General features: G+C 45.3%; 18 protein-coding genes. 6 read left to right on the forward strand and 12 right to left on the reverse strand.

The window, feature by feature from the left end:
- Window positions 1-8: 8 nt before the first annotated feature.
- Together RIG27_RS06800 and RIG27_RS06805 are read left to right on the forward strand one after the other, a co-directional pair.
- Window positions 9-2,639, forward strand: a complete 2,631-nt coding sequence (locus RIG27_RS06800) for a CHAT domain-containing protein (protein WP_446343617.1) — start codon at window positions 9-11, stop codon at window positions 2,637-2,639.
- Window positions 2,630-2,761, forward strand: a complete 132-nt coding sequence (locus RIG27_RS06805; protein ID WP_446343619.1) for a hypothetical protein — start codon at window positions 2,630-2,632, stop codon at window positions 2,759-2,761. Before RIG27_RS06800 ends, RIG27_RS06805 begins: the two co-directional genes overlap by 10 nt.
- A 58-nt stretch (window positions 2,762-2,819) precedes the next feature.
- On the opposite strand, the gene RIG27_RS06810 is transcribed toward RIG27_RS06805, so the two are convergent.
- Together RIG27_RS06810 and RIG27_RS06815 are read right to left on the reverse strand one after the other, a co-directional pair.
- The gene (locus tag RIG27_RS06810) at window positions 2,820-3,155 is read right to left on the reverse strand and encodes a hypothetical protein (protein ID WP_446343621.1); all 336 of its coding nucleotides are present in this window, start codon (window positions 3,153-3,155) and stop codon (window positions 2,820-2,822) included.
- A 31-nt stretch (window positions 3,156-3,186) separates the two neighbouring features.
- Complete coding sequence (locus tag RIG27_RS06815) at window positions 3,187-3,330, reverse strand: hypothetical protein (protein ID WP_446343623.1); 144 nt, start codon at window positions 3,328-3,330, stop codon at window positions 3,187-3,189.
- A gap of 352 nt (window positions 3,331-3,682) precedes the next feature.
- Between RIG27_RS06815 and RIG27_RS06820 the strand changes: the two genes are divergently transcribed.
- Window positions 3,683-3,817 carry a hypothetical protein gene (locus tag RIG27_RS06820; RefSeq protein WP_446343625.1) on the forward strand — a complete coding sequence of 45 codons (135 nt, stop codon included), beginning with the start codon at window positions 3,683-3,685 and terminating at the stop codon, window positions 3,815-3,817.
- A 212-nt stretch (window positions 3,818-4,029) separates the two neighbouring features.
- Here the strand turns inward: RIG27_RS06820 and RIG27_RS06825 are convergent, their stop codons facing one another.
- Complete coding sequence (locus RIG27_RS06825; RefSeq protein ID WP_446343627.1) at window positions 4,030-5,706, reverse strand: hypothetical protein; 1,677 nt, start codon at window positions 5,704-5,706, stop codon at window positions 4,030-4,032.
- Window positions 5,707-6,064: 358 nt separating this feature from the next.
- Window positions 6,065-7,360, reverse strand: coding sequence for a hypothetical protein (locus tag RIG27_RS06830; protein WP_446343629.1), 1,296 nt, complete (start codon window positions 7,358-7,360; stop codon window positions 6,065-6,067).
- Between the two features lie 484 nt (window positions 7,361-7,844).
- On the opposite strand from RIG27_RS06830, the gene RIG27_RS06835 reads away from it, so the two are divergent.
- Window positions 7,845-8,000 (forward strand): hypothetical protein, encoded by a 156-nt coding sequence (locus RIG27_RS06835; RefSeq protein WP_446343631.1) that lies wholly within the window; start codon window positions 7,845-7,847, stop codon window positions 7,998-8,000.
- Here the strand turns inward: RIG27_RS06835 and RIG27_RS06840 are convergent.
- The 8 genes from RIG27_RS06840 to RIG27_RS06875 form a co-directional block, all read right to left on the reverse strand.
- Window positions 7,997-9,088 (reverse strand): hypothetical protein, encoded by a 1,092-nt coding sequence (locus RIG27_RS06840; RefSeq protein WP_446343633.1) that lies wholly within the window; start codon window positions 9,086-9,088, stop codon window positions 7,997-7,999. The genes RIG27_RS06835 and RIG27_RS06840 overlap by 4 nt on opposite strands.
- Before the next feature lie 4 nt (window positions 9,089-9,092).
- On the reverse strand, window positions 9,093-10,118 hold the full coding sequence (locus tag RIG27_RS06845; RefSeq protein WP_446343635.1) for a hypothetical protein: 1,026 nt from the start codon (window positions 10,116-10,118) through the stop codon (window positions 9,093-9,095).
- 9 nt (window positions 10,119-10,127) lie between these two features.
- Entirely contained in the window at window positions 10,128-12,152 is a 2,025-nt protein-coding gene (locus RIG27_RS06850; RefSeq protein WP_446343637.1) for a hypothetical protein, read from the reverse strand.
- A 39-nt stretch (window positions 12,153-12,191) separates the two neighbouring features.
- Window positions 12,192-14,054: a hypothetical protein gene (locus RIG27_RS06855; protein WP_446343639.1), complete on the reverse strand. Its 1,863-nt coding sequence runs from the start codon at window positions 14,052-14,054 to the stop codon at window positions 12,192-12,194.
- Window positions 14,055-14,154: 100 nt separating this feature from the next.
- The gene (locus RIG27_RS06860) at window positions 14,155-16,314 is read right to left on the reverse strand and encodes a hypothetical protein (protein WP_446343641.1); all 2,160 of its coding nucleotides are present in this window, start codon (window positions 16,312-16,314) and stop codon (window positions 14,155-14,157) included.
- Complete coding sequence (locus RIG27_RS06865) at window positions 16,292-16,438, reverse strand: hypothetical protein (RefSeq protein WP_446343643.1); 147 nt, start codon at window positions 16,436-16,438, stop codon at window positions 16,292-16,294. Before RIG27_RS06865 ends, RIG27_RS06860 begins: the two co-directional genes overlap by 23 nt.
- Before the next feature lie 41 nt (window positions 16,439-16,479).
- Entirely contained in the window at window positions 16,480-18,261 is a 1,782-nt protein-coding gene (locus RIG27_RS06870; RefSeq protein ID WP_446343645.1) for a hypothetical protein, read from the reverse strand.
- A 132-nt stretch (window positions 18,262-18,393) separates the two neighbouring features.
- Window positions 18,394-19,185 (reverse strand): endonuclease/exonuclease/phosphatase family protein, encoded by a 792-nt coding sequence (locus tag RIG27_RS06875; protein WP_446343647.1) that lies wholly within the window; start codon window positions 19,183-19,185, stop codon window positions 18,394-18,396.
- 566 nt (window positions 19,186-19,751) lie between these two features.
- Between RIG27_RS06875 and RIG27_RS06880 the strand changes: the two genes are divergently transcribed.
- Together RIG27_RS06880 and RIG27_RS06885 are read left to right on the forward strand one after the other, a co-directional pair.
- On the forward strand, window positions 19,752-19,901 hold the full coding sequence (locus RIG27_RS06880) for a hypothetical protein (RefSeq protein ID WP_446343649.1): 150 nt from the start codon (window positions 19,752-19,754) through the stop codon (window positions 19,899-19,901).
- A 1,204-nt stretch (window positions 19,902-21,105) separates the two neighbouring features.
- Complete coding sequence (locus tag RIG27_RS06885) at window positions 21,106-21,741, forward strand: hypothetical protein (RefSeq protein WP_446343651.1); 636 nt, start codon at window positions 21,106-21,108, stop codon at window positions 21,739-21,741.
- Window positions 21,742-22,118: the final 377 nt, after the last annotated feature.

A 22,118-nucleotide genomic window follows, 5' to 3' on the forward strand; every position in this document is an offset into this window, starting at 1 on the left:
TTACCTATATGAAACTGAAAAATTTGTCAATCCTTACCTTAGGACTATTATCGTTTATTGGCGTTATCTGGCTGGGAAGGGCGCCAGCCATGTCGCTGTCTTCTTTCCACACCGCCCCACAGACTCCAGGTGCAGAAATTATCGCCTCTAGTTCTGTATCCCAAGGGCATCCCATCGCCGAATTAAACAAAAATGCTTTAGAACAACAAGCGGAACAACTCTATAAAACAGGACAATTCTCCCAAGCTATCGCCCTATTGAAACAACTTCATGCCGATTATACTGCCCAAGGTGATAAGCTTGGTCAAGCCAGGATTTTAAGGAATCTCTCCTTGATTTACCAGCAAACCGGAGAGTGGGACGCAGCGACTGAAGCAATTACAGACAGTCTTGAGCTCCTTAAAGGGCGATCGCAGAATGGAGACCCAACCAAACTCTTAGCCGAAACACTAGAAGTACAGGGAAAATTGCAACTCTCCCGTGGTGATCCAGAACAAGCCCTAGAAACCTGGCAAAATGCTGCCGATATCTATAACCAAATCGGGGATATCAGCGGCGCAACCCGAAGCCAGATTAATCAAACCCAAGCTCAACGACGCCTAGGGCTCTATCGTGAAGCCCTTCGTACTTTAGAGCAGGTGAATGCGAGCTTCCAACAACAGCCAGATACTCGGCTCAAAGCTCAAGGACTTCAGAGTTTAGGTAATGCGTTGCAAGCAATCGGTAATTTAGAGCAAGCCGATAACGCCTTAAGACAAAGTTTAGCGATTGCCCAAAAAATACCAGCACCTGAGTCTGCGGCTTCGACACTTCTCAGTTTAGGGAACACTGCTCGATTACAGCAACAATTCCAAGCCGCTTTGGATTTCTATCAACGCGCCGCCGCCGAATCTCCCTCACCTGAGCTTCAGATTCAAGCACAAGTCAATCAACTGAGTCTTTTAGTTGATCAGAAACAGGAGTCAAAGGCTCTGGAATTAGTACCTCAAATTCATACCACTCTGACTCAGTTACCCCTGTCTCGGACAGCGGTTAATGCTCGAATTAATCTGGCTCAGAGTCTGATCAAGATGGCTCAACAGCGAGAGGGAGAAGTTTTCACTCCAAGTCATGGGGAAATTGCCCAACTTTTAGCCACCGCCGTTCAACAGGCTCAGCGTTTAAACGATAAACGAACATTGGCTTATGCGTTGGGAAATTTGGCTGGGCTGTACGAGCAGAATAAACAGTGGAACTATGCCCAAGAATTGACCGAGAAGGCTCTGCTTTTGGCACAAGGGATTAATGCATCTGATATTGCCTATCGCTGGCAATGGCAACTGGGAAGGCTGCTTATTGCAACCGGAAATCGAGAAGGAGCGATCGCGGCTTACTCTCAAGCGGTTAAAACCCTTGAGTCGTTACGCAGTGATTTAGTCGCCGTTAGCTCAGAGGTTCAATTTTCCTTTCGAGAGAGCGTAGAACCCGTATATCGGGAGTTAGTCGGACTACTGTTGCAACCGGGCGCGACACCAGAGCAAGCCAACTTAATAAAAGCCAGGGAAGTGATTGAATCCTTACAATTGGCAGAGTTAGACAACTTCTTTCGGGATGCGTGCCTAGATGCGAAACCGATTCAAATCGACCAACTGGACCAAACCGCCGCTGTTTTTTATCCGATCATTTTAAGCGATCGCTTGGAAGTCATTCTCACACTACCGGGACAACCCCTGCGTCAATACACCACGTTCTTGCCCAAAGAGCAAATCGAGCAGACGATCAAGAGTTTACTGAATGGGGCAACGAGCCGTCGTCTCCGGTTGTCTGCCAAAAACATATTAAACCCTGCCCAAAAACTGTACAATTGGTTAATCCGCCCCGTTGAAGCCGAACTAGCCGCCAGTGGCGTGAAAACCTTAGTGTTTGTTCCCGACGGAGCGATCCGGAACCTGCCACTTTCAGCCCTACATGATGGCGAGCGCTACATAATAGAGAGGTATAGCGTCGCGATCGCGCCGAGTCTGCAATTAGTAGATCCTCAACCCTTAGCCCAGGAAACGCTAAAAGTTCTCGCCTTTGGATTAAGTGAAGCTCGTTTAGGATTCCAACCTCTACCAAACGTTCAGTTGGAATTAGAGCAGATCACGGCTGAGATGGAGAGCCAACTCATCCTGGATGATTCATTCACCAAGGTGAACTTTCAGCAGGCGATCGAGTCTTTTTCTTTCCCCATTGTTCACTTAGCCACTCATGGTCAGTTTAGTTCTAGTGCTGATGACACCTTTATCCTGTCCTGGGATAGCCCGATTAGCATAAAGGATTTCGATGATATCCTGCGAACTCAACAGGGAACTCAGACTAAGCCGATTGAATTACTCGTCCTCAGCGCTTGCACAACTGCTAAAGGGGATGAAAGGGCGGCTCTAGGGTTAGCAGGAGTTGCGGTTCGAGCCGGTACACGCAGCACCTTAGCCTCGCTTTGGGTGGTCAGTGATGAAGCCACAGCGTTGCTCATGACTACATTTTACGAGGAATTAGTCAAAAATCAAGCCACAAAAGCTGAATCCCTGCGCCTTGCTCAAATCAGGATTTTGCAGGAGCAGAAGTTCGCTCATCCCTATTACTGGGCACCCTTTGTGATCGTGGGGAATTGGCTATAAGTAGGTGGACACTGCGAAAAGCTAACGGTGGAGATCGTCATTTGTCATTTGTCATTTGTCATTTGTCATTCGTCATTTGTCATACTCGCTTCCCGAAAAGAAGCAAGCTACGTTCTTCGTAAGGGTTTGAGGCTTGTTTACTTGCACTTAGTACAGTGCCGTTTTCTTTTGTCTGACTACTTATCCAAGTGCGATCGCATTGGTGTCCGAAATCAAGCCAAAACCCTGATGACAAAAACTATTACGCTCTGAAACCATAAGAAGTGCGATCGCATTGGTGTCCGAAATCAAGCCAAAACCCTGATGACAAAAACTATTACGCTCTGAAACCATAAGGAGTGCGATCGCATTGGTGTCCGAAATCAAGCCAAAACCCTGATCGGAAAAACTATTACGCTCTGAAACCATAAGGAGTGCGATCGCATGACTTTCCGGATTCAAGCCAAAACCCTGATGACAAAAACTATTACGCTCTGAAACCATAAGAAGTGCGATCGCATTGGTGTCCGAAATCAAGCCAAAACCCTGATCGGAAAAACTATTACGCCTAGGACTTACGCTTGCTTGACGGCATAGACGCTACCTGTAGGGGTACGGCATTGCCGTACCCCCTACTATATGTGGCGTTTGTGCGTAAGTCCTGACGCCGTAAAACCAGAAGGAGTGCGATCGCATTGGTGTCCGAAATCAAGCCAAAACCCTGATCGGAAAAACTATTACGCACTCAAACTAGAAGGAGTGCGATCGCACTTCTTGTCCAGATGAAGCCAAAACCCTAATGGGAAAAACTATTACGCCGTAAAACCCTAATAGACATCTCCAAAAATTTATAACCCAGCCATAGCAATAAACAAGCGTGGAGCGAAGCAGAATTTAAAATTGACACTCAAGAACGAATTAATAAGGGTTTCAGGTCTCTAAATCAAATTGAGCGGCAAAACTATGACTCATGGCAACGTCAATCACTTGACCGGATGGTGACGAAAACGAGTGAGGTTAATAAAGTTCTGATTTGTCGTCACATCGGTTCAATCAGGATTATAGTGAGAATAGTAACAGAAAATACCAATCCAGTGGATGTATTGGGTCAGCGTTTTGGTAACACGGAGCTGATTAAACTAGATTGGCATCGTTTAATTATCCCAGAATTTATCGAGAAAGGTATCCCTAGTTCCTGATTAAGTGATTGCAGGTGGAAAGTAACCCCATGCAAGAGGAGGCGATTGAAATCGCTGCTACACAAACATAGGCGAAGCCTTCCCGAAGGGTAGGCCGCCTGCGCGGACTTTGTTATAACGGGGGTGGCTAACCTGGATTTGGTATTACACCCAAAAAACCGATAAAATTAGGGGCTTTAGCCCCTACTACGAACCCAATCTATCAAGTCCGGTTAATTGCACCAGTCCTGACAGGTGTTGACATCGCTCTGGGTAACATAGATAGCCTCAGCATCCGCACTCGTCGAGCAACAATTGCGATTATTCAGACGCACAACTCTGAGAGTATATGGATAAATACCACTATCTTCGTTGCCGAGAACAATATCACGTATGGGTCGTTGTACATCAATCTCCGTCTGCAAATTAGTAGGGGATAAACCCGCCGAATTTTGGCCAAAATCCAGAGCCAGGGCTTGGACTCGCTCATCCCCATTGTCGGGTGGGTCAAAAATGGGAGGAAAGGTGATCGTCTGTAAGGTTTTGCTGTAGGTTGTATCCGTCCCCGGATCGATAATCGAGTCGTAATACTCTTCCATATCTATCGGAGCCAATCGCCCATTCATGTTGATCATTTCAGTGGATTGCCCGTCATTGATTGACACATATACAAAGCCAGTAAACAGATCATTCCCCGGCGCTGTACTGAAAATCGCATCCCATAGTGCCCGAAATTCTGAGAATGACAAGTCCAATTCATCCTGCACCCCTTCTTTGAGATTGATTCGAGCATTCTCCCGAATTAGAGGTTCGTTGCTATCTTCATTGGGTAAGCGCAGGTAAAGTTCGGTGGCAACACTTTGATATCCCTGGAGGACAACCAGTTCTATGGGATCTTCTTCACGAATATTAAATTCATCTCGGCGACTTTCAATCTCTTTTTGGGCAGCATCAATGCGATCTTGATCGAAAACAGGTTCGGCAAAGAAGCGGAAAAGAGCTTGGGTATTTTCTACAGAACCATCGGAGCTAACGAACTGTAGGATTGATAAAGCCGGAGCGCCATTTTGTTGCTCGGCGAGCTTAAATTCATTGGGGAGATAGGAAAATTGATTCCAATTGGTTCGGTAGTAGCTGTATAAATTACCTTGCCAATCGATGGAGATTCTCTGGTAGCCGTAATTTCCTTGATCGTATTCCCAAAAATCCGATGGTATGGCATCGACAATCCAGGCATCATTGATTTTTGTGCCGCAGCCCCCAGTCGGTTTTAAATCAGAGCGATTCATCCATCCTATACGGGGTTCAAACTCCCAAGGTTCGCAGTCGTGATTGTGAGGCCAGGCTGTTTGATCGTAGTCAGGGAATGAATCAGCAGAGGCAATACATCGATTGCATCGTCCAGTCTTCTCATCACAATTAGCCGGGGTTAACAGATCAAATTTTTTGGCTGTGTTGTAGTCAGTTGTGAAACCCGGAGGACAGGCCAAATAACCCACTGTATTCGATAGCGCTGCCACATAATCAAAGGATAGGGGGCCGCCAATGGGAGGCTGAACTATTGGTACGGCATCGGTTACTAATAAGTCCGAATAAGACTGGCTACAACCGCCACTTGTCTTGAGATCGAGGTGGCTTTTCAAGGGAGAGAATTGATTAGCTGGATCGGTACACTGGCTACTGTGGGGCCAATCACTATCAATTTCCGTTTCGACGCCAACACAGCGATTGCAGATTTTATTGTCGGCATCGCAATCTGCTGGATTTCCTTGTGATACTAGCAGGTCATATTGCTCGTCGTTGACTTTTGTGGTAAAGCCTCCAGGACAAACAATATAGCCAACATTGTTTGATTCCCAAATTGAAGTATCGTCATCGATATCAATTTCCGCCGCCGGCTCGGGTTTCATCACGTAGTCAAGGGAAGATGGCGCGGGGTACTTGTAGGGAAAGCCGGGAAAGAACTGGGCATAACTTGGCCGGCAATAGCATAAGTTAATCACCCCTACGATCGAGACAATTAATAATCCTCTTATCCATCTCGAACAGATGGGACGGCGTTGCCACGGTTCTGTTAGTTTAGCAAACATTTCTCAGTTCCTATTTCTTATTTTGTTCTACACCCCCACACCCTGCCTACCCCTCAAGTAGATTGTTACCCCCAGGACTTACGCAGCCACACCATATATATTGGTTAAGGTGGGTTACGCTACGCTCTCCCCACCCTACATATAGAGCCTGTGCGTAAGTCCTAATCCCTTGAGGAGATTAAGGACATTTGTCCTGACAGTTTTCGGTATCGTTCTGGTTGATATAGATCCAATCAGCATTGGCAGTCTTAGCACAAGAATTACAAGCATTCTCACGCATTACTTTCAGGGTATAACGATAAACATCGGGGTCTTCGTTACCGAGAATCAAATCGGATATCGGCCGTTGCAAGGTTATTTCGTCTTCCAAATTAGATGGCGATAAATTTGCCGAATTTTCGCCAAAATCCAGATTCAGGGTTTCAATTTGTCCATCGGTGCCACTAGGAGGCGCGTCAAATACCTCGGCAAATGTGGTTGCGTTTAAGGCTTTGCTGTAGGTTGTATCCGTCCCCGAATCAATAATTGAATAGTAATACTCCTCCATGTCTTCGGGAGCAAATCGCCCGATAAAATCAATCTGATCCTTATAGAATCCGTCATTGATTTTCGTTTCTACGTCTCCCGTAAATAAGACCGTATCAGAACCATCACTAAAGATGGCATTCCATAGGGCTTGGAAGGCAGGAAAGGCTAAATCTAATTCATCCTTAAAGCCTGATTCAATATCAATTTGAGCCGTTTCCCGAACTTGTGGTTGGCTAGCGGTTCCTTCTAGATTGGGCAAGCGCAAGGTCAGTTGGCTGCGAAAATTCTTATCGGCTTGGAAAATTAGCATTTCTGGTTCTTCACCAATCTGATTGGCGATTTGGGCTTTGGCATCATCAATCCGATCGCCATCGACAACAGCTTGGGCAAAGAAACTAAACGTAGCTTTCAAATTATCGAGGGAGCCATCTGGGGTAGTGAACTTGAGTTTTGAACGGTCGGGAACGGTATCATCTTCTGGCTTAATTAATTCAAAACGATCGGGCAGGTAGAAAACTAGATTGGGTTGATTTTTTAGCTGGTAATAGCTGTATCGAGTTCCCTGCCAATAGATATTAATTTGATTGTATCCGGGGATAATATCGCTAGACCAGAAATCTAAGGGCATCGGATCAACAATCCAGATCCAGTCTTCTTCAGACCAGGAGTAGCGCTTTTCCTTTCTGGCGCAACCCCCACTCAATTGCACATCAGATGGTTTGGTCAGGGGCGGAAATTCGTCGTCTGTGCAGTAGTTATTGTGAGGCCATTTATCTTTGTCAGTCAGTTCATAAATATCTGTACCATAAAAGGTTTTGACGCATCGATTGCACCGGCCGTTGTCATCACAGTCTGCTAACTTTTCTTTGTCTGCGTAACTATCCCGATATCTCGTCGTAAAACCCAAAGGACAGGCAACATAACCGACATTTTTTGATTTCGCCATCACATGGTCAACGTCTACGGGTACAGCTGTGGGCGGCTGATAGAGCGATATGGGTTCGGCTACGGATACTCTAAACCGGCTATCGGAAATGGGATGACTCGTACTTGGGTCTATATAATTATATCTATTGATACTTCGGTGACTGAACAGGGGAGGATAAAAATCTGGGTAGTCTAAAATCGAACGTGTTCCTCTATTTGGCCATCCGATAAAATCGGTACCACTAGTCAGGTTTCTAATACATCGATTGCATCGTCTCAGGCTTCTACTAAAATCAGCCTCGCCAGGAATATCAAAATGGCAATCGGCTGCCGTGGCTACCTTTTCTAGATAGTCACGGTTTGAGCCGTTATCATAATCTATTCTTACGAACTCGGTTGTGAAGCCTTTGGGACAGGCAATATAGCCGATATTATGCGATTCCAAAACCTCGTAACGAGCCATTCCTTCTATTTGCTGGCTGGGTCTTAAGGGAAGCAGACCGGTGTTTTCCGCTGCGGAGACTGGCAATATCGCCCAGCAATTCAGGGCTATTACCATTAAGATTATGGGTAATCTTCTGAGCCATTTGTCATTTGTCATTTGTCCTTTGTCCTTTGTCATTTGTCATTCGTCGTTTTATGCCAGTCCGACTACTTAACCTATCTGAGTTTTCCAATGACTGAGGGCAGCGATCGCGGTTGCTGTGGTAAATAAACTATTCTGGTCTAGTGAAATACCGCCTTCAATTTTTCTGCCTAGTTTCCAGCGATTGTACGTCTCAGGGTTGCGCCAATCCGGTGGTGGTACTCGTAGGCAGGCGGAACCTAACCAGGAGCCATTGGGCTTTTGTTGCCCTTTTAGCCATTGCCACGCCCTTTCCATGGCATCCCTCACCACTTGCAGTTGCTTACGGGTGGAAAGCAGGGAGATCACCCAAGCGGTGGCAAAGGGAGAACCGTAACGATACAACGTTGAGGGCACCCAACCCTGAGCTGTAATCCGCGTCAGCCCCCACTGCACGGCGCGATCGATGCGTTCCCTATCTTCTGGGTGATCTTGTTTCTGGAGACCCAGAACGGCTAGGCTGGTGGCATACTCGTCTTCGCACCACCAGTAACTGTGCCAGCACCCGTCAGCCGATTGATTGGCTCGCAAGAATTCGCAGGCATCTGCAGTTAGTTCATCTATCCCAGCGGCGGCGGCGGTAACGCAAACATGGGGTTGGCACCAACCCTGAAAGGATACCGATGGAGAGGCTCCGATGAAGGCGCGAATTTCCTGATCCTGAGCATAAGTTGCCACTCCGCCCCCAGGTTGTCGGTGCTGCTGGAGAAACCGATAGCCCTGTTCGACTCGGGTTTGATACCAAGTTGGATTCAAAGGGATAACTTTCTCTCCCCCAGCTTCAGAACTGTCCCCCCATCCCCGCGTCCCCCCATCCCCGCGTCCCCTGGCGCCAACTGCTGCGGCTAACTGTAACGCCCAGAGGGTACTGTCGGCATCTTGGGGGGTCAAGGGATTATATCCCCAGCCGGGGGACTGTTGTGCCGAGAGCCAATGCCAAGCCAAAGCCGCCGCATCTCTGGCTTGGGGATGATCTTGACCTGCCAGAACCCAGCCAATATAGGCGGTAACCCAGATATTACTCGGTCCTGGTGCCAGTTGAAAGTCAGCCCACCAGCCGTCGTCATGCTGAAATAGCAGTAAAAAACGAATGGCTCGTTCAATCGTGCGATTGATAGACATTGGCTTACTGGGGAAATGGGGAACTCAAGGAAATATGCAAACCCGGTTCGGCGTCAGGGACAACGATGAAGCCGAGAACGTTGTGATGGGCGCAGCGCCGGATTTGTCGCCCGATGGGTTGGGTGAAAATTGAGTAGGTTTCAAAAGGCCAACCGCGACGATAGGCGGTTACCATCACGGCATAGCGAATGAAGCCATCCCCACCCAGATATTGGTTGGCTTTGGTAAAGATGGAAACAATTGGCTGCTGGTTTCCCGGTAGTACGGAGCAGCTTAAAGCATATTTGACTTCGGGTAAGGGGGCTGAATCTGGCGTACCGAATAGAGTCTTGCGGGGGCTTCTGAGCAGTTCCAACAGAGCAGGTTGATGGTGCTGCAAGCCAAACTGCTCCAGTAAATGGGCGATTTCGGCTTCCTGAAGCCCCAATCCCGATAGCAGGAAGTAAAATTCGCAGCGGGTTGAGCCGATCGCTTGTCCGACGGAAATTAATTCCAGGCGGCGATTGCCTAGTAAGCTGGGTAGTTGACCCAGATATCGGGCAATCAGTTCTGCTGCGCCCCCAGTACCGTTGTCTGCCTTCTTGGGCACTTGGGCATAGATTTTATAGCGATCGCGATCGCGCTGATGGCGAATCCCTAACCAGGCGCCCCAACTGAGTATCCCCTCTGCCTGTACCTGCTTAAATTGGCTGACGATTTCGCCAAAGGGTGCCTCTGGAGCCAGGATAGATAGCAATTGACTGGCTCTGGTTAAGCGATCCTCGCTAAAAATATCTGGTCCGCCGACTTCCACGGCATAGCGCAGGTCATCATCTAGGGAGGAAAAGGTAAATTCTACAGGCGCTCCATCTTTATTCAGGCTGCTATAAGACCAAGCTTTTGCCGGATGGGGATGGTTAATAATATCCTGAGTGACCACATCAAGAGTGTGTTGAAGGCGTTGGGCGCGATCGGGATAGTTCTCCGTCAAGATGGAAACGGCTCTCTCCAGCGCTTCCCGGTAAATTGTATCTTTACTAATAACTCTCATGATTCAGTATCAGCTAGCCGTTGGAGGTGTGCCTGTAATCACAAATGGCGCTTGGGTCGGATTTACGTCTGTTTCTTCATAGTTATCTTCAGAGGTGTCCTGTTTGATCACCTTAACTTTGTAACTAAATAACAGTTGTTCTTTATCGGGATATTCGGTCAACGTCGCCAACAGAATTTCTTTTGTTTCAAAACGATTGTCTGGCGTCAACCGAATCTGTTCAGAATCCCATTTTTCACCGTTTTCACCTTGATAATGAACTGAGACAAACGCGACAATAATACCTTGTTCTGGCAGCGCATTGAAGAAGGGAATCGGTACGTGTTCTCGGTATTGGTCTGAGACCGTAATAATAAAGTTATTTACTGCTCGGACATCGGTCTCGTAAATAACGTTGCCCATTCCGTCTAACAACTTGTAACTATAGCGAGAGATAGACGATTTTAACCGCCGTTTTGTCGATCGCTGTTTTTCCACGCGGATATTTGCCGATTGCTCTTGGACATCATCTGGAAAGAATGACTGGGTAATGGTTCCCGAATAGCCTTCGCACTCAATTGTCACATCAACCCGCTTGGTCTGATCGCCCCAAATAAAATTACTATTCACCCGGGTGAGGATCGTCACAAAGTCGAGAATTTCACCGGAAAATGCCGAAATTGCGTTTGCTTCAGTCTGGCAATCGGATATATCGTACTGGTTTTTATCCGCCTTCCAATTATTAGACGGTTCATACAGATAGCTGACGGAATAGCCAACATCTGTATCCCCTTTGGCGTTGTATTGGAACGGCATCGGATTGTCTTTGTCTACCCCATCTACTCTGAATTCCAAATCATTTTTGGAGCCTCCCCCAGGCGGATAAGTCGCATTAACCTTCACATAAACTAAATTGCGATCTGTAAATTCTTCGTGACCTATTCCTGGAGCACCCACCGATACATTGAATGGTTGACCGAAGGGAAAGTCGCTGCGATTGATTTGGCTAATATAATCGTCGGGATTATCCAACTGTTCCAGTACCGCTGATTGGGGGGCGATTGTAAAATATTTTGCCCGTGATTCCGAGTACATGAACTTCAATTGGTTTTCTTGAATTCCGGTATAGTTACTAACGTTTATAGTAATCATCATCGGCGGGGCTTCTTCACTCAGCGCTTTCACCCCAGCGTCGTCCATGTCACCCGCCGCCACAATATCATCGATAATTTCTGGTTGTTCACTCAAGGGATTCCAGCTATCGCTGGGACTAAGCTGATATTCAAAGAAGATTGGCAACATATATTCATAGAGAATCTGCATTGCCAATTCCAAACCTTGGCTTTCTTCCTCGCCGTCGTAATTAATCAGCTCAATTTCCATATTGGTTTTCTGAAAACTGGCTTGGAATTGAATTTGCAATCCAAAGTCAAGGATAACTTTTTTGATAGGTATGGGCAGGTTAGCCGACAATTTAAAATCGTTTAAAAACGCCTTAAACTCACCATTCACCCGAAATTGAATAGCTGGGGTCATTGCCTTATAACTGAGGATATAAGCCGCCATCACCGAATTTCGCTTTTCTTGGATCGCCGCGAACATTGCCGCAGCCAATTGCCCTTCTTTGGGAAATTCAACTGAACAAACTGCCGCATTATTTCCCACTAGAGAAGGCGAGCCCGCATCCCAAACTGTTTGAGAGGTATCGCCATCATCTAACGGTTGCAGCGCCACCAATGAAACCTGACCATTACTATAAGTAACTGGAGCTAATTGAATATCATTAATCGCGATTCCCCATTGGCGGTTGATTTCTTGTTTAATCTTGTCTAAGGTACTGTTTTCTACTGCCATGTTTACCTCATAGTTGAGGAATCCGTCGCCGTATTCATCACTTGTACTGGCTATATACCAGATATGAGAAAAAATCTTGCTGTTATTGCGTTCGGCTAGTTTTATTTCTGAGGGAATGTACCAGAATTGATGGGTATTTTCAAAGTCGGGATAAACTTCGATGCCATTGACAACAATCTTACCTCTGTATTGGACTAGCATGATGACCTCCTAATTAGTAACCTGAAAAAATCGATAAAGCTATAGAGATGTAACCTCTGGAGAGGCGGGTAAAGTCACGTAGGTATCCTGAGTTCTTTGTTCTGGGAGCGTTTGGGAACCACCCGATTCAAAATAAATCGCGCTATATTTGATTTCCTTTTGTTCACTCTGGATATAGTAATAGGTGAATTCCGCGATCGGCTCACTTTCTTCCGTCAACAGAAAAAATGTTTTTCCATTAATTGCCTCCTGTTCATTGATACATTCTACAAACACCATAACTTGATTATATCTTGTCCAATTAACTTGACCAGCCAAGAAAAATACTGTTCGTTCGGTAAATGGATCAAGATGAATAATCGTAGCACTTTTAATCCAATTCGTTTTGATTAACTTGCTACCTGTATTGTAGGTGACTTTATAGTAAAAGTCAAAATCATTGGGTTGTGGCCTATACATAAACCAAGTTTTTTCTCGTTCCTCGCCTTCCAATTGAATGGTATCAAAAATTTGGTCGGCTAGCTTTAGGTTAACAATAATAGCCTGCATTAACTCCCAAGGTAAATTACTACCTGTTCTTACCGGTACAGGTTGGACAGTATAGTAGTCCCGAGGCGTAATCGCTAAATATTTTTCCCCACGCTCTATCCTAACTTTATTGGGGATTTTCAATGGGTCTCTATAGGTATCAGGGTGAAAATCAACCGTGTACTGGTAGCTATAACCATCTTCTTTATAGGGGTCGTAAATCAGAGTCACTGACCAGGTTTCGTTGTCCGTGAAACGATGAGGATTCGGATTGATATATCTGACCAGATCACCATTCTTGTCATAAATTCCCAGGTAAATTTCGTAAATTTGGTCTGCCGCAAAATCGGCGTTGCAATAAATCGTTAGATCTTGTTCAAAGGGTGACTCTAAATTCATCCTAATAAACTCAATCTTATTTTGGTCGTAGGCATCGCCCAAGTCTTCAATTTGTCCCTGAAGATACATGCGACGGGAAACTGCCACCTCAGTATTCATATCAAAATTCAAAAAGCTATGAGCAATCTCGGTATAATCTCTCTCGACGCAAGAAAAACCCAGTCCCCAGCCATTATTACCGCCGGGAGCTGGCTCTTCATAGATGGGCAACGGTGTAAAAAACGAGTCAGCAATCAATTTTACTAATTCCAGAGCCGTTTCATGTTCCGCACCATCGCTCGCACATTCAATTTCAACCGCCTGCTCTTCTTTGAGTTCTTCAACGATTTCCGTAATATTAAAATTGATAAAGATAATTTTAACTTCACAGGTTTTTTGATGCCAGGTGTAAAATCGATCCCAGGTCATCGTGGCGCTGCATTTTAAGCTTTGGCGCATGGAGGCATAGGTAAGGTTATAAATAATTGAGATCGGAACAGGAGGATCTTCTAAGAGTTGACTGTTTTGACAAAAATCGTCCTGTTTTCCCTGACTCCCATCCTTACCACTACACAAAACCGATTGCAGCAGAATAAAATCATCTAAAGACAGGAGCATATTGAAGACTACCGCATTGTCCCCAATCAGTGATGGCTGAGCTACGTATCTATTACTGGAAGATACTAGGGATAAAATTGCCGTACCAGACATCCAGGGGATGGGTGCCAATTGTGGGGGATTGTCGGGGGATATCTCTTTGGCAATCGCCTCTAACACTTCAGATTCAACCGATAAATCTACCACCAAGGATAGCGCTCCAGCCGACTCCTGAGTTGGAGGCTCAAAACCGATCAACGTAAAACGATAATTGCCATCTTGACTACGCAGGCGAGGTTGGGTGTTGGTATAGTAATACTTGTTCAGTTGGGCATCGTCATCGGGATAAACGACAACATTATAGTCGGGGAAAAATAGCGATCCATCTTCTTGAAGCATAAATCAAATCCCTTTTTTTGATAGTAAATTTGATGGGGTTTAGGGCAGGGGATTCCTAGATAGAATCCCCTATGCGAGCCGATTGTAACGGTACTACTGCCTAAAGATCGATCTGCAATAAAAGGTTGGTGCCGTTGTCATCGTCACCTGTTCTGATCTCTGTCCCACTACTGGTCACAATCGTGGCAGTATAACTTACAGTACCCTTCGGAGAAAAGTTTTCCAAGGAAGAGGTGGGAACTGTCCAAAAAGAAAGACCATTATTAGCTGCATTCAGTGTAATGTTGGTGCTAATTTCGCGCACGACGCCACCGGGAAACATCAGAGTATAGGTAGCTTGAACAATACACATGGTTGCCTTGCCTGAACCAATAGCAGGACAAAGAAAGATGTATTGTTTAGTATTCTCGTAGGGGACCTGAATTGTGCCAGTCCCCTGAGAAATATCCATACTCGCCCAGAGGGTGCTATCTAGTGGATAGGTGAGGCTATTGCCACCAGTGGCAAAGTCTAACTTGAGTTGATATTCAATCGTCGGGGTCACCTGTTCGCCCAAAGTTAGCAAAACATCAACATCGTAGTCATCTTGATTCAGAAAATATTGCTGCTCAACGCTGGCGTATTTAACTTTGAGTTCTCCGCGATTGAAAATATCCCAAAGAATCTGTCCACCAACTAGCTCAGCATACACGACTCCCAAGGTAGCTCCACTCACCAGAGAAAGGTTGTAATTCTCGGTCTGGGTACCGCTGAACTGGTAGGCTGGCGTGGCGTTCGTGTAGTTCACTTGGCAGGAGTATTCAAACTGTTTCTCGGCGCTGCTATTGACGTCGAAAGTACCAGTTAATTCCACTTGATCTTTATTGTTAGAATCGAAGACCAGAGTGTTAACTTGTTGACCATCTTGATACAGGGGTTTCCCAGCAAAGGTTGGTGATACGGCTAGGGTACCAATACTGAGATCCTCAATGTTGGCTGGCGGGTTAATGGTAACAGTTACGTCGTAGTAAGGGCGGTTGTCCAAGTTAATCGCCTGAAAATATTGTTCTAGGGGTTCATCCCCGATTATGGAACCAATTGTTGGTAACTGATCTTGGGGGTATACACTAAAGGCAACAGGTATGCTAATCTGGAAGACACGAGTTTCGTCATAGAGAACGACTTCCTCTTTTAAACCATCTTTGAGATCATCCCAGTTGAAGTCAGGTAGTTGGTTATTCACCATTTCTGCCAATTGCTCGGAACCCCACTGTGTCAGTAATTCCAAATAGTTCGCTTCATGTGCCGATGTATCGTCATTATCGCCGAGATAGGAAACACTGGGAATTTTGACTTCAATACTGCTTAAACCCTTTTTCTCGTATTCCCGAGCGATCACTTCAGTGCGCTCGCTTTCGTTACCCCAGGTATCGCTATCTGTATGCTCCTCTGTAATCAGTTTGGCGACGGTTTCAGACTCCAGAGTGACTATAACTTTGGCTGGAGGGAGCATAGCTTCAAAATCTACTTCGTAGGTAACCGCGATGATGCTGTTGATCGGTTCGTACCCAGGAGGTGGATCTCCCGAAAAATCCGGACCACCCAAAGCATGCCAGAACAGGTTAGCCCCGAATTCGTTGAGGTTGAAGCTGACTACAGCTCGGTTATCTCCCAATAGTGAAGGGGTTGTTTCGTAGACTCCGGTAAAATCAGCGGCTGATTGATCTCCGTTCTGCCAATCGTCATAAGCATTTGGGTTATCAAAGCCGCGTATGCTTACTTTTCCACCCTTAATCGGTAATGGCAGTAAATTGATTGTTGATGGCGGCAGGAATTGCTGCCAATCTTGATCGGGCTGGAATTTATCCTGGTAAGCCTTCGCTTCCGCCTCGGTGAGTCCGAGAGCTTCTCGCAGCGCTTTGCTGGTTGTTGTTTCGTTTTCGTTCATCGCCACAACCATTTTATAGAGATCATGCGATCGCCCAATTACCAGATTGTCTTCCTGAAGCTGCGCCGCAACTTGGTTGATTTCGCTGGCTTCTGTGGGTATGGGTAGGGCGACAGTAAAGGTACAAATCCCACCATTCTCATAATTGCTGCTGTAGTACCAAATGAAGTTGAACTTGGGTTGACTCGTGTCTAGATCTAATGCGAAGTTCGGACTTTCGGGTATGATGTAGAATTTGTCCGATTCTACGGTGTCGGCAAAAACGGTAAAGGAGCGGGTTTTCCCGTCTGATCCTTCTATTTCCACTCGTTTACGCACGTAAAGTGAAAGCATTGGCACTCCTATAAAATAAATGGATTGTTTGAGTTGCTCGAAGCATCTGTTTTAGCTGTCGAGATTCGACAGAGGGTGTGTGAGGTAATAGCGCTAACTCCGTAGCTCCCTCAACATTTGTCATTTGTCATTTGTCATTTGTCATTTGTCATTTGTCAAATGATATTAGACCTCCAAGGTTAGGGGTTCGCTGGGCAAAAGATAATCTGACCAGTCTGGTATTGGGGAGCTATCAGTTGGCATCAAGCGGTATCGATAGCGATAGTCAAATAAGCTCCCAGGTGAGTAGGATACTGTTTTCTGGTTGTCAGTTGGGGTAAACATTTCGGTTCTGGGTTCATCGGTTCCTTCGGGTAAAAACTCAACAATGGCTAGGTCTGTTCCGCTTTGAAAGTTGACCGTGACTTCGATACTTTTGGTGCCAAATTCGGGGAAACTAAATAGGTCTAGTTGAGTGGATAGGGGCGGTAGGTCTAGATGTAAAGTTTTCGTATTATCCTCGACGGATCTGGCAATAATTTCCAAGCTGGCTTCCTGACTAAGTTCGGCAAAATAGACAAACGTGGCTGCGGGATTGTCGGCATTCAGAGTGCCGCGATCGCTTATGCTCTGATTGGGATCAGCGATCGTAGCATCAATCTCAGCTTGATTTAATAGTTGTGAGGTGGCGCTGACTGTGACAAAAACCGGAATTTGGTCGGCACCAATATAGAGATAATCCCCGGTGCGATCAATCTTCTCACCCTGGTGCATATATTGCATTGTAATAATCAGAACCTGGGAGTTATAGATTTTTTGATTGGGGTGTTTAAACCTAAGACTAACGATTGGCGGGTCAGCATCGGGCTCAGGGTAGGGAAATAATTTATGTAATTTCGTCTGGGCATTGCCATTGTAAGAATATTCTGGCTCGACTCGCAAGTTGACATCAACCGCATAAACATTTTGTAAATTAGGCGGCAAATTAGAATCAACGTAGACGTTTTCTGTGGTCAGCTCGTTGGGAAGCTCAGGGGTATTTGAGAAATAGGTGAAATAGTCAATTCCTTCTTCACTAATAATTTCTAATACTTGATCAAAGGGATCGAAGTCAAACATCAGTGGGGTGGCGACAACCAGTGGTATATCTAGATTCCAAAGCGTCTCCGTTGGTAAAGACGGATCTGAGGGGTCTTGCAATCCGATATGGGGTCCTTCAGCAATACTGGGAGAAGCAGCAAAACTGCCTAATTTCATCCGCAAATGTCCCACCATGGTTTGAGAAAATAAGTCCCGTTTAGTTACGTCATAGTCTCCCTCCTCTATTGTCAGGGGCAAGTCATTGGGATCTCTGAGAAAATAATTATAAATATCATTGCGAGGGATACTAGACTGGCTCGGGTGTAAGTCCCAAACTGCCTGGAGTAACTCGCGGGTATTAAACTTAACTTTTAGAGGTAAACGCGGCACCAGAGCGATGAGTTGGCATTGAACCGCAGCTCTGGCGATGAGGGAAGTTTCTTTTAATCCGTTATAAATCAGCAATCCGGCTGCTTCTGGAATTCGCTGATAAATCCGTGCTGTATTCACGTTTTCCCAAGCAAATTGTTGCACGATTGGTTCCATTTGGGGGATTTCCAAATTCCAGAAGGCTTCGGCAGCAAAGTTAGCCGCCACTAAGGTAGCTTGTGGTTTCTCCTGGCGCAAATACTCAAAAGCCTCTTCTATATGTTGATCTGTTTCCAGACCCATGTTAATCATGGTGTAAATGCTAGTTTCTGGATCTGCAGAACCGGGGGGACAGATAAAGCTGAGAAAGAAATCCGGTTTATCTTTTTTGTCGTTCCCCATCTTCACATTTACGGGTAGGGCAAAATGTTGGTTGGGGTCGTCAGAAGCTGGTAAAATGGTGAACTTTTCAGTTCTGATGACACCCTGCCAATCGGGAATACCGTAGATAATGCTCATCTGAATAACAAGTGAATAAGTAGGTAGATACAGTTAAAGTTAAACGTGGAGATTGTCATTGGTCTTATGTCTTATGTCTTATGTAAGGGGAAATAGGACTATTTGATGTGTCTACTGCTAAAACAGGCATTCTTAGGTTATGTCGTAAACAACAGGGCAATGATCGAATTCCCTCAATATGTCGATCCACATATTTTCAGGGGCGGGGGTGACACCTATACAGTTGTTCTGGGCAACTGCGTTTCGGTTTGCGCCCTTCATCACATAATCGATTATGTTATGCGGTTGAACTTGTTGATAAATTACAGTACCAGACTTTTCAATATGTAAATTGTCATTTGGACCCTGAGTCGATCCAGCTACTTTATTCCATTGCGTGAATTTTAGTTGGACTTGTCCGGCTTTAGTCTGCCAACTATGTGGATGGATAGCATTTCCCCCTGCCGATGCGATCGCATAATTAAAGTCACCACCAACGATCGCCCCCTTTCCCGCAGTAGAATTCAGATGGTCATTCACCGCCTTGGTTGCGGCAGCACCTCCGGCTGCTGATGCATTTGCATGTATCACCCAAAGTTCAAATGCGTTACCGGGTATCCCAGTTTTCCTTGTCACCTTCAACAGGAGTCGTTTTTGCTCCAGCCCTGGAAATCTCAATGCCCTTGCTTCAAACGGTAACGGTTGTCTCGCCTTCTCCAATGCCCATAACTGTTTCGTTGTCGTATTACCATTCTTATCCAAGGTATTGACGTAGTTGAGTTTCTGCATACCTGTGAGAGTCTCCATGTCGTCTCGCAATGTCTCGCTGACTTCCTCCAACAACAGCAAATCCGGCTTCATATCGGCACACCATTTTTGGAATGTGTTGATCCGGTTCGGCGGAGACGTTTTTCCCATGTTTATGTTCCAGAAGGCTGCTTTCATTTGATTTTCTCCTTTCTTGAACTCAATTTTTAGGCGGTGCTATCTCATCCAAAATCTGGGTTAACCACCCCCTTTATGGGTAGGGAATGGGGAATAAAGACAGGATAAATCCTGCCCATGGCAGCAAATATTGCCTGAGCTACATTGACTCGACAGAGGACGTAATTGGACGCAATTATCTGTCCAACAATAGGAATCTATTTATCAGGAAATGCTCCCCTATTCTTGCTTCAATACTCTTGCTTTAAGTTGTCGTTACTCTCGCCATTCCAACCATCAGCAACGAGTAAAGTAAACCTCTCGCAATTAGGAAACACTGAACACTGATGTTGTCGGCGATAGTTATCGGATAGGCGATCTTGCCATTTCAACTACCAGTAATGAGGAGAGTAAACCCCTCGCAATTAGGAAACACTGAACACTAATGGGGTGTGAGCGGAAAGTCAAATAATTAGCTTTGTCATTTGATTTCCGGACAAAATATATCTTAGATCTAGAATTAAGTAAAGTCAATATTGACATCAAAGCAATAGTATGCAAACAAATACGTATATTTCTTAACAATCATGAAAACCTTGTTTCACAAGGTTTTCAATGTCAAGCAATTCAACGATAACTTGACAAATTACCACAAATGTAAATTGAAAAAAGCTGAACTTCCGCAGAGAATTGGCTATGTAGGAATGGAGGTTGGAGAGAGCGAGAGCGATCGCTAATCTTAAGAAAGATGTGGGTAATGCAGGGTATTGCTTATCTTAATCCCACATTCCGCACGACAAAATGTAGTACTAACGACTCTGCCAACTTGAGTGAGTATTTAGACGCTCACAAAAACTATTACGCACTCAAACTAGAAGGAGTGCGATCGCACTTCTTGTCCCAATCAAGCCCAAACCCTGCTGTCCCAATCAAGCCAAAACCCTGATCACAAGAACTATTACGCCGTGAAATTATAAGGAATGCGATCGCATGACTGTCCGGAATTCAGCCAAAACTAGACGTGGGAAAAACTATTACGCACTGAAACCAGAAGGAGTGCGATCGCATGACTGTCCGGGATTCAGCCAAAACTAGACGTGGGAAAAACTATTACGCACTCAAACCAGAAAAAGTGCGATCGCATGACTGTCCGGGATTCAGCCAAAACTAGACGTGGGAAAAACTATTACGCACTCAAACCAGAAGGATGTCCGGAATCAAGCCAAAACCCTGATCGGAAAAACTATTACGCCTAGGACTTACGCTTGCTTGACGGCATAGACGCTACCTGTAGGGGTACGGCATTGCCGTACCCCTACTATATGTGGCGTTTGTGCGTAAGTCCTGACGCCGTAAAACCAGAAGGAGTGCGATCGCATGACTGTCCGGATTCAAGCTAAAACTAGACGTGGGGAAAACTATTACGCACTCAAACTAGAAGGAGTGCGATCGCATGACTGTCCGGATTCAAGCTAAAACTAGACGTGGGAAAAACTATTACGCACTGAAACTAGAAGGAGTGCGATCGCATGACTGTCCGGAATTCAGCCAAAACTAGACGTGGGGAAAACTATTACGCACTCAAACCATAAAAAGTGCGATCGCATGACTGTCCGGAATTCAGCCAAAACTAGACGTGGGGAAAACTATTACGCACTGAAACTAGAAGGAGTGCGATCGCATGACTGTCCGGATTCAAGCCAAAACTAGACGTGGGGAAAACTATTACGCACTCAAACTAGAAGGAGTGCGATCGCATGACTGTCCGGAATCAAGCCAAAACTAGACGTGGGAAAAACTATTACGCACTCAAACTAGAAGGAGTGCGATCGTGCTTGTTGTCCCAATCAAGCCAGTGTGTGGTGAGCCGTCAACCGTTCGGCTGAGCGCGGTTCGGCTGAACTTCGACTATAATTAACTCTAGAGTTAAATGTTTCTAAAATGGGATTCAGTAATTTTAAGCTGGCAGATGTTGTTGAAAAATTCGATTTAAAGGTTAACCGGGAAAGTTATTTATTTGCAGAGATTCCAGAGGTTGCTAAGAGCGAAAATCTGGATTTTTTCTTAAAAAACTACTTGCCTTTAGCGATAGATATTAATACAGAAAAGGCGCGATCTGAAATGATAATAGCGCCAATTTTGTTAGAATTAACGCAAAAAACACAGCCAAAAATTAGTCTTTTCTCGGGCAAAGATTTAACTGTCGATCCTTCTCAAGACTTAAACGGCGAATGCGATTTTATTATTAGTCTGTCTCCAGAACAACTATTTATTACTGCCCCGATTATTACTTTAGTGGAAGCTAAAAAAGAAGATATTATTGGAGGATTGGGGCAATGTGCAGCTCAAATGTTAGGGGCACAAATCTTTAACCAACAAAAAGAAAATCAAATTAGTTCGGTTTATGGGGCAGTTACTACGGGAACGGTTTGGCGTTTTTTAAGATTGAGTGATCGCCTCCTCAACATCGATAATAAAGAGTATTATATCAGCGAGATTTGTAAAATTCTAGGCATTTTACATTGGATTATTTCCTCCGAAATAGAGAAGAGCGATCGCCCATCTAATTCAGATTAAAACGTCGCTCAAAGTCCCCCGTTTAACTAAACATTTATCTCCCCCGCCCCCCTCACAAGGGTAGGTTTTTTACATTGACGGTATAATGTACGATCTAGCAAAAGGTTATCCGGCAAAGATAGATGGTTGACTAGGAGGCTTTTAGAACACTTGTACGAAAGTTGAGCGCAGTCCCTATCTAGAATCTTTGATTTAGATGGGGTTAGCGAAACAAAATAGCTTGTTAAGTACCCAAGAATACTATACAATAGTATCAGGTACGGCGGCAGTTTGTTAACTTGTTCGGCACGACCTATAGAACCTAGAAAACTTAAGATTAAGCGGTTCCAGTAGAGACTATTTGTTACAGTAACGCATCTACTGGGTAAAAATCTTAG

The organism is Coleofasciculus sp. F4-SAH-05 (genome assembly GCF_040222985.1).
GTDB lineage: Bacteria > Cyanobacteriota > Cyanobacteriia > Cyanobacteriales > Coleofasciculaceae > Coleofasciculus > Coleofasciculus chthonoplastes.

Coding starts and splice junctions, on each gene's coding strand:
- RIG27_RS06850 (WP_446343637.1), bottom strand. CDS start 12,152: ATGCTAGTCCAATACAGAGGTAAGATTGTTGTCAATGGCATCGAAGTT.
- RIG27_RS06845 (WP_446343635.1), bottom strand. CDS start 10,118: ATGAGAGTTATTAGTAAAGATACAATTTACCGGGAAGCGCTGGAGAGA.
- RIG27_RS06880 (WP_446343649.1), top strand. CDS start 19,752: ATGAAAACCTTGTTTCACAAGGTTTTCAATGTCAAGCAATTCAACGAT.
- RIG27_RS06825 (WP_446343627.1), bottom strand. CDS start 5,706: ATGAAACCCGAGCCGGCGGCGGAAATTGATATCGATGACGATACTTCA.
- RIG27_RS06860 (WP_446343641.1), bottom strand. CDS start 16,314: ATGCTTTCACTTTACGTGCGTAAACGAGTGGAAATAGAAGGATCAGAC.
- RIG27_RS06800 (WP_446343617.1), top strand. CDS start 9: ATGAAACTGAAAAATTTGTCAATCCTTACCTTAGGACTATTATCGTTT.
- RIG27_RS06885 (WP_446343651.1), top strand. CDS start 21,106: ATGGGATTCAGTAATTTTAAGCTGGCAGATGTTGTTGAAAAATTCGAT.
- RIG27_RS06865 (WP_446343643.1), bottom strand. CDS start 16,438: ATGACAAATGTTGAGGGAGCTACGGAGTTAGCGCTATTACCTCACACA.
- RIG27_RS06840 (WP_446343633.1), bottom strand. CDS start 9,088: ATGTCTATCAATCGCACGATTGAACGAGCCATTCGTTTTTTACTGCTA.
- RIG27_RS06830 (WP_446343629.1), bottom strand. CDS start 7,360: ATGGCGAAATCAAAAAATGTCGGTTATGTTGCCTGTCCTTTGGGTTTT.
- RIG27_RS06875 (WP_446343647.1), bottom strand. CDS start 19,185: ATGAAAGCAGCCTTCTGGAACATAAACATGGGAAAAACGTCTCCGCCG.
- RIG27_RS06855 (WP_446343639.1), bottom strand. CDS start 14,054: ATGCTTCAAGAAGATGGATCGCTATTTTTCCCCGACTATAATGTTGTC.
- RIG27_RS06870 (WP_446343645.1), bottom strand. CDS start 18,261: ATGAGCATTATCTACGGTATTCCCGATTGGCAGGGTGTCATCAGAACT.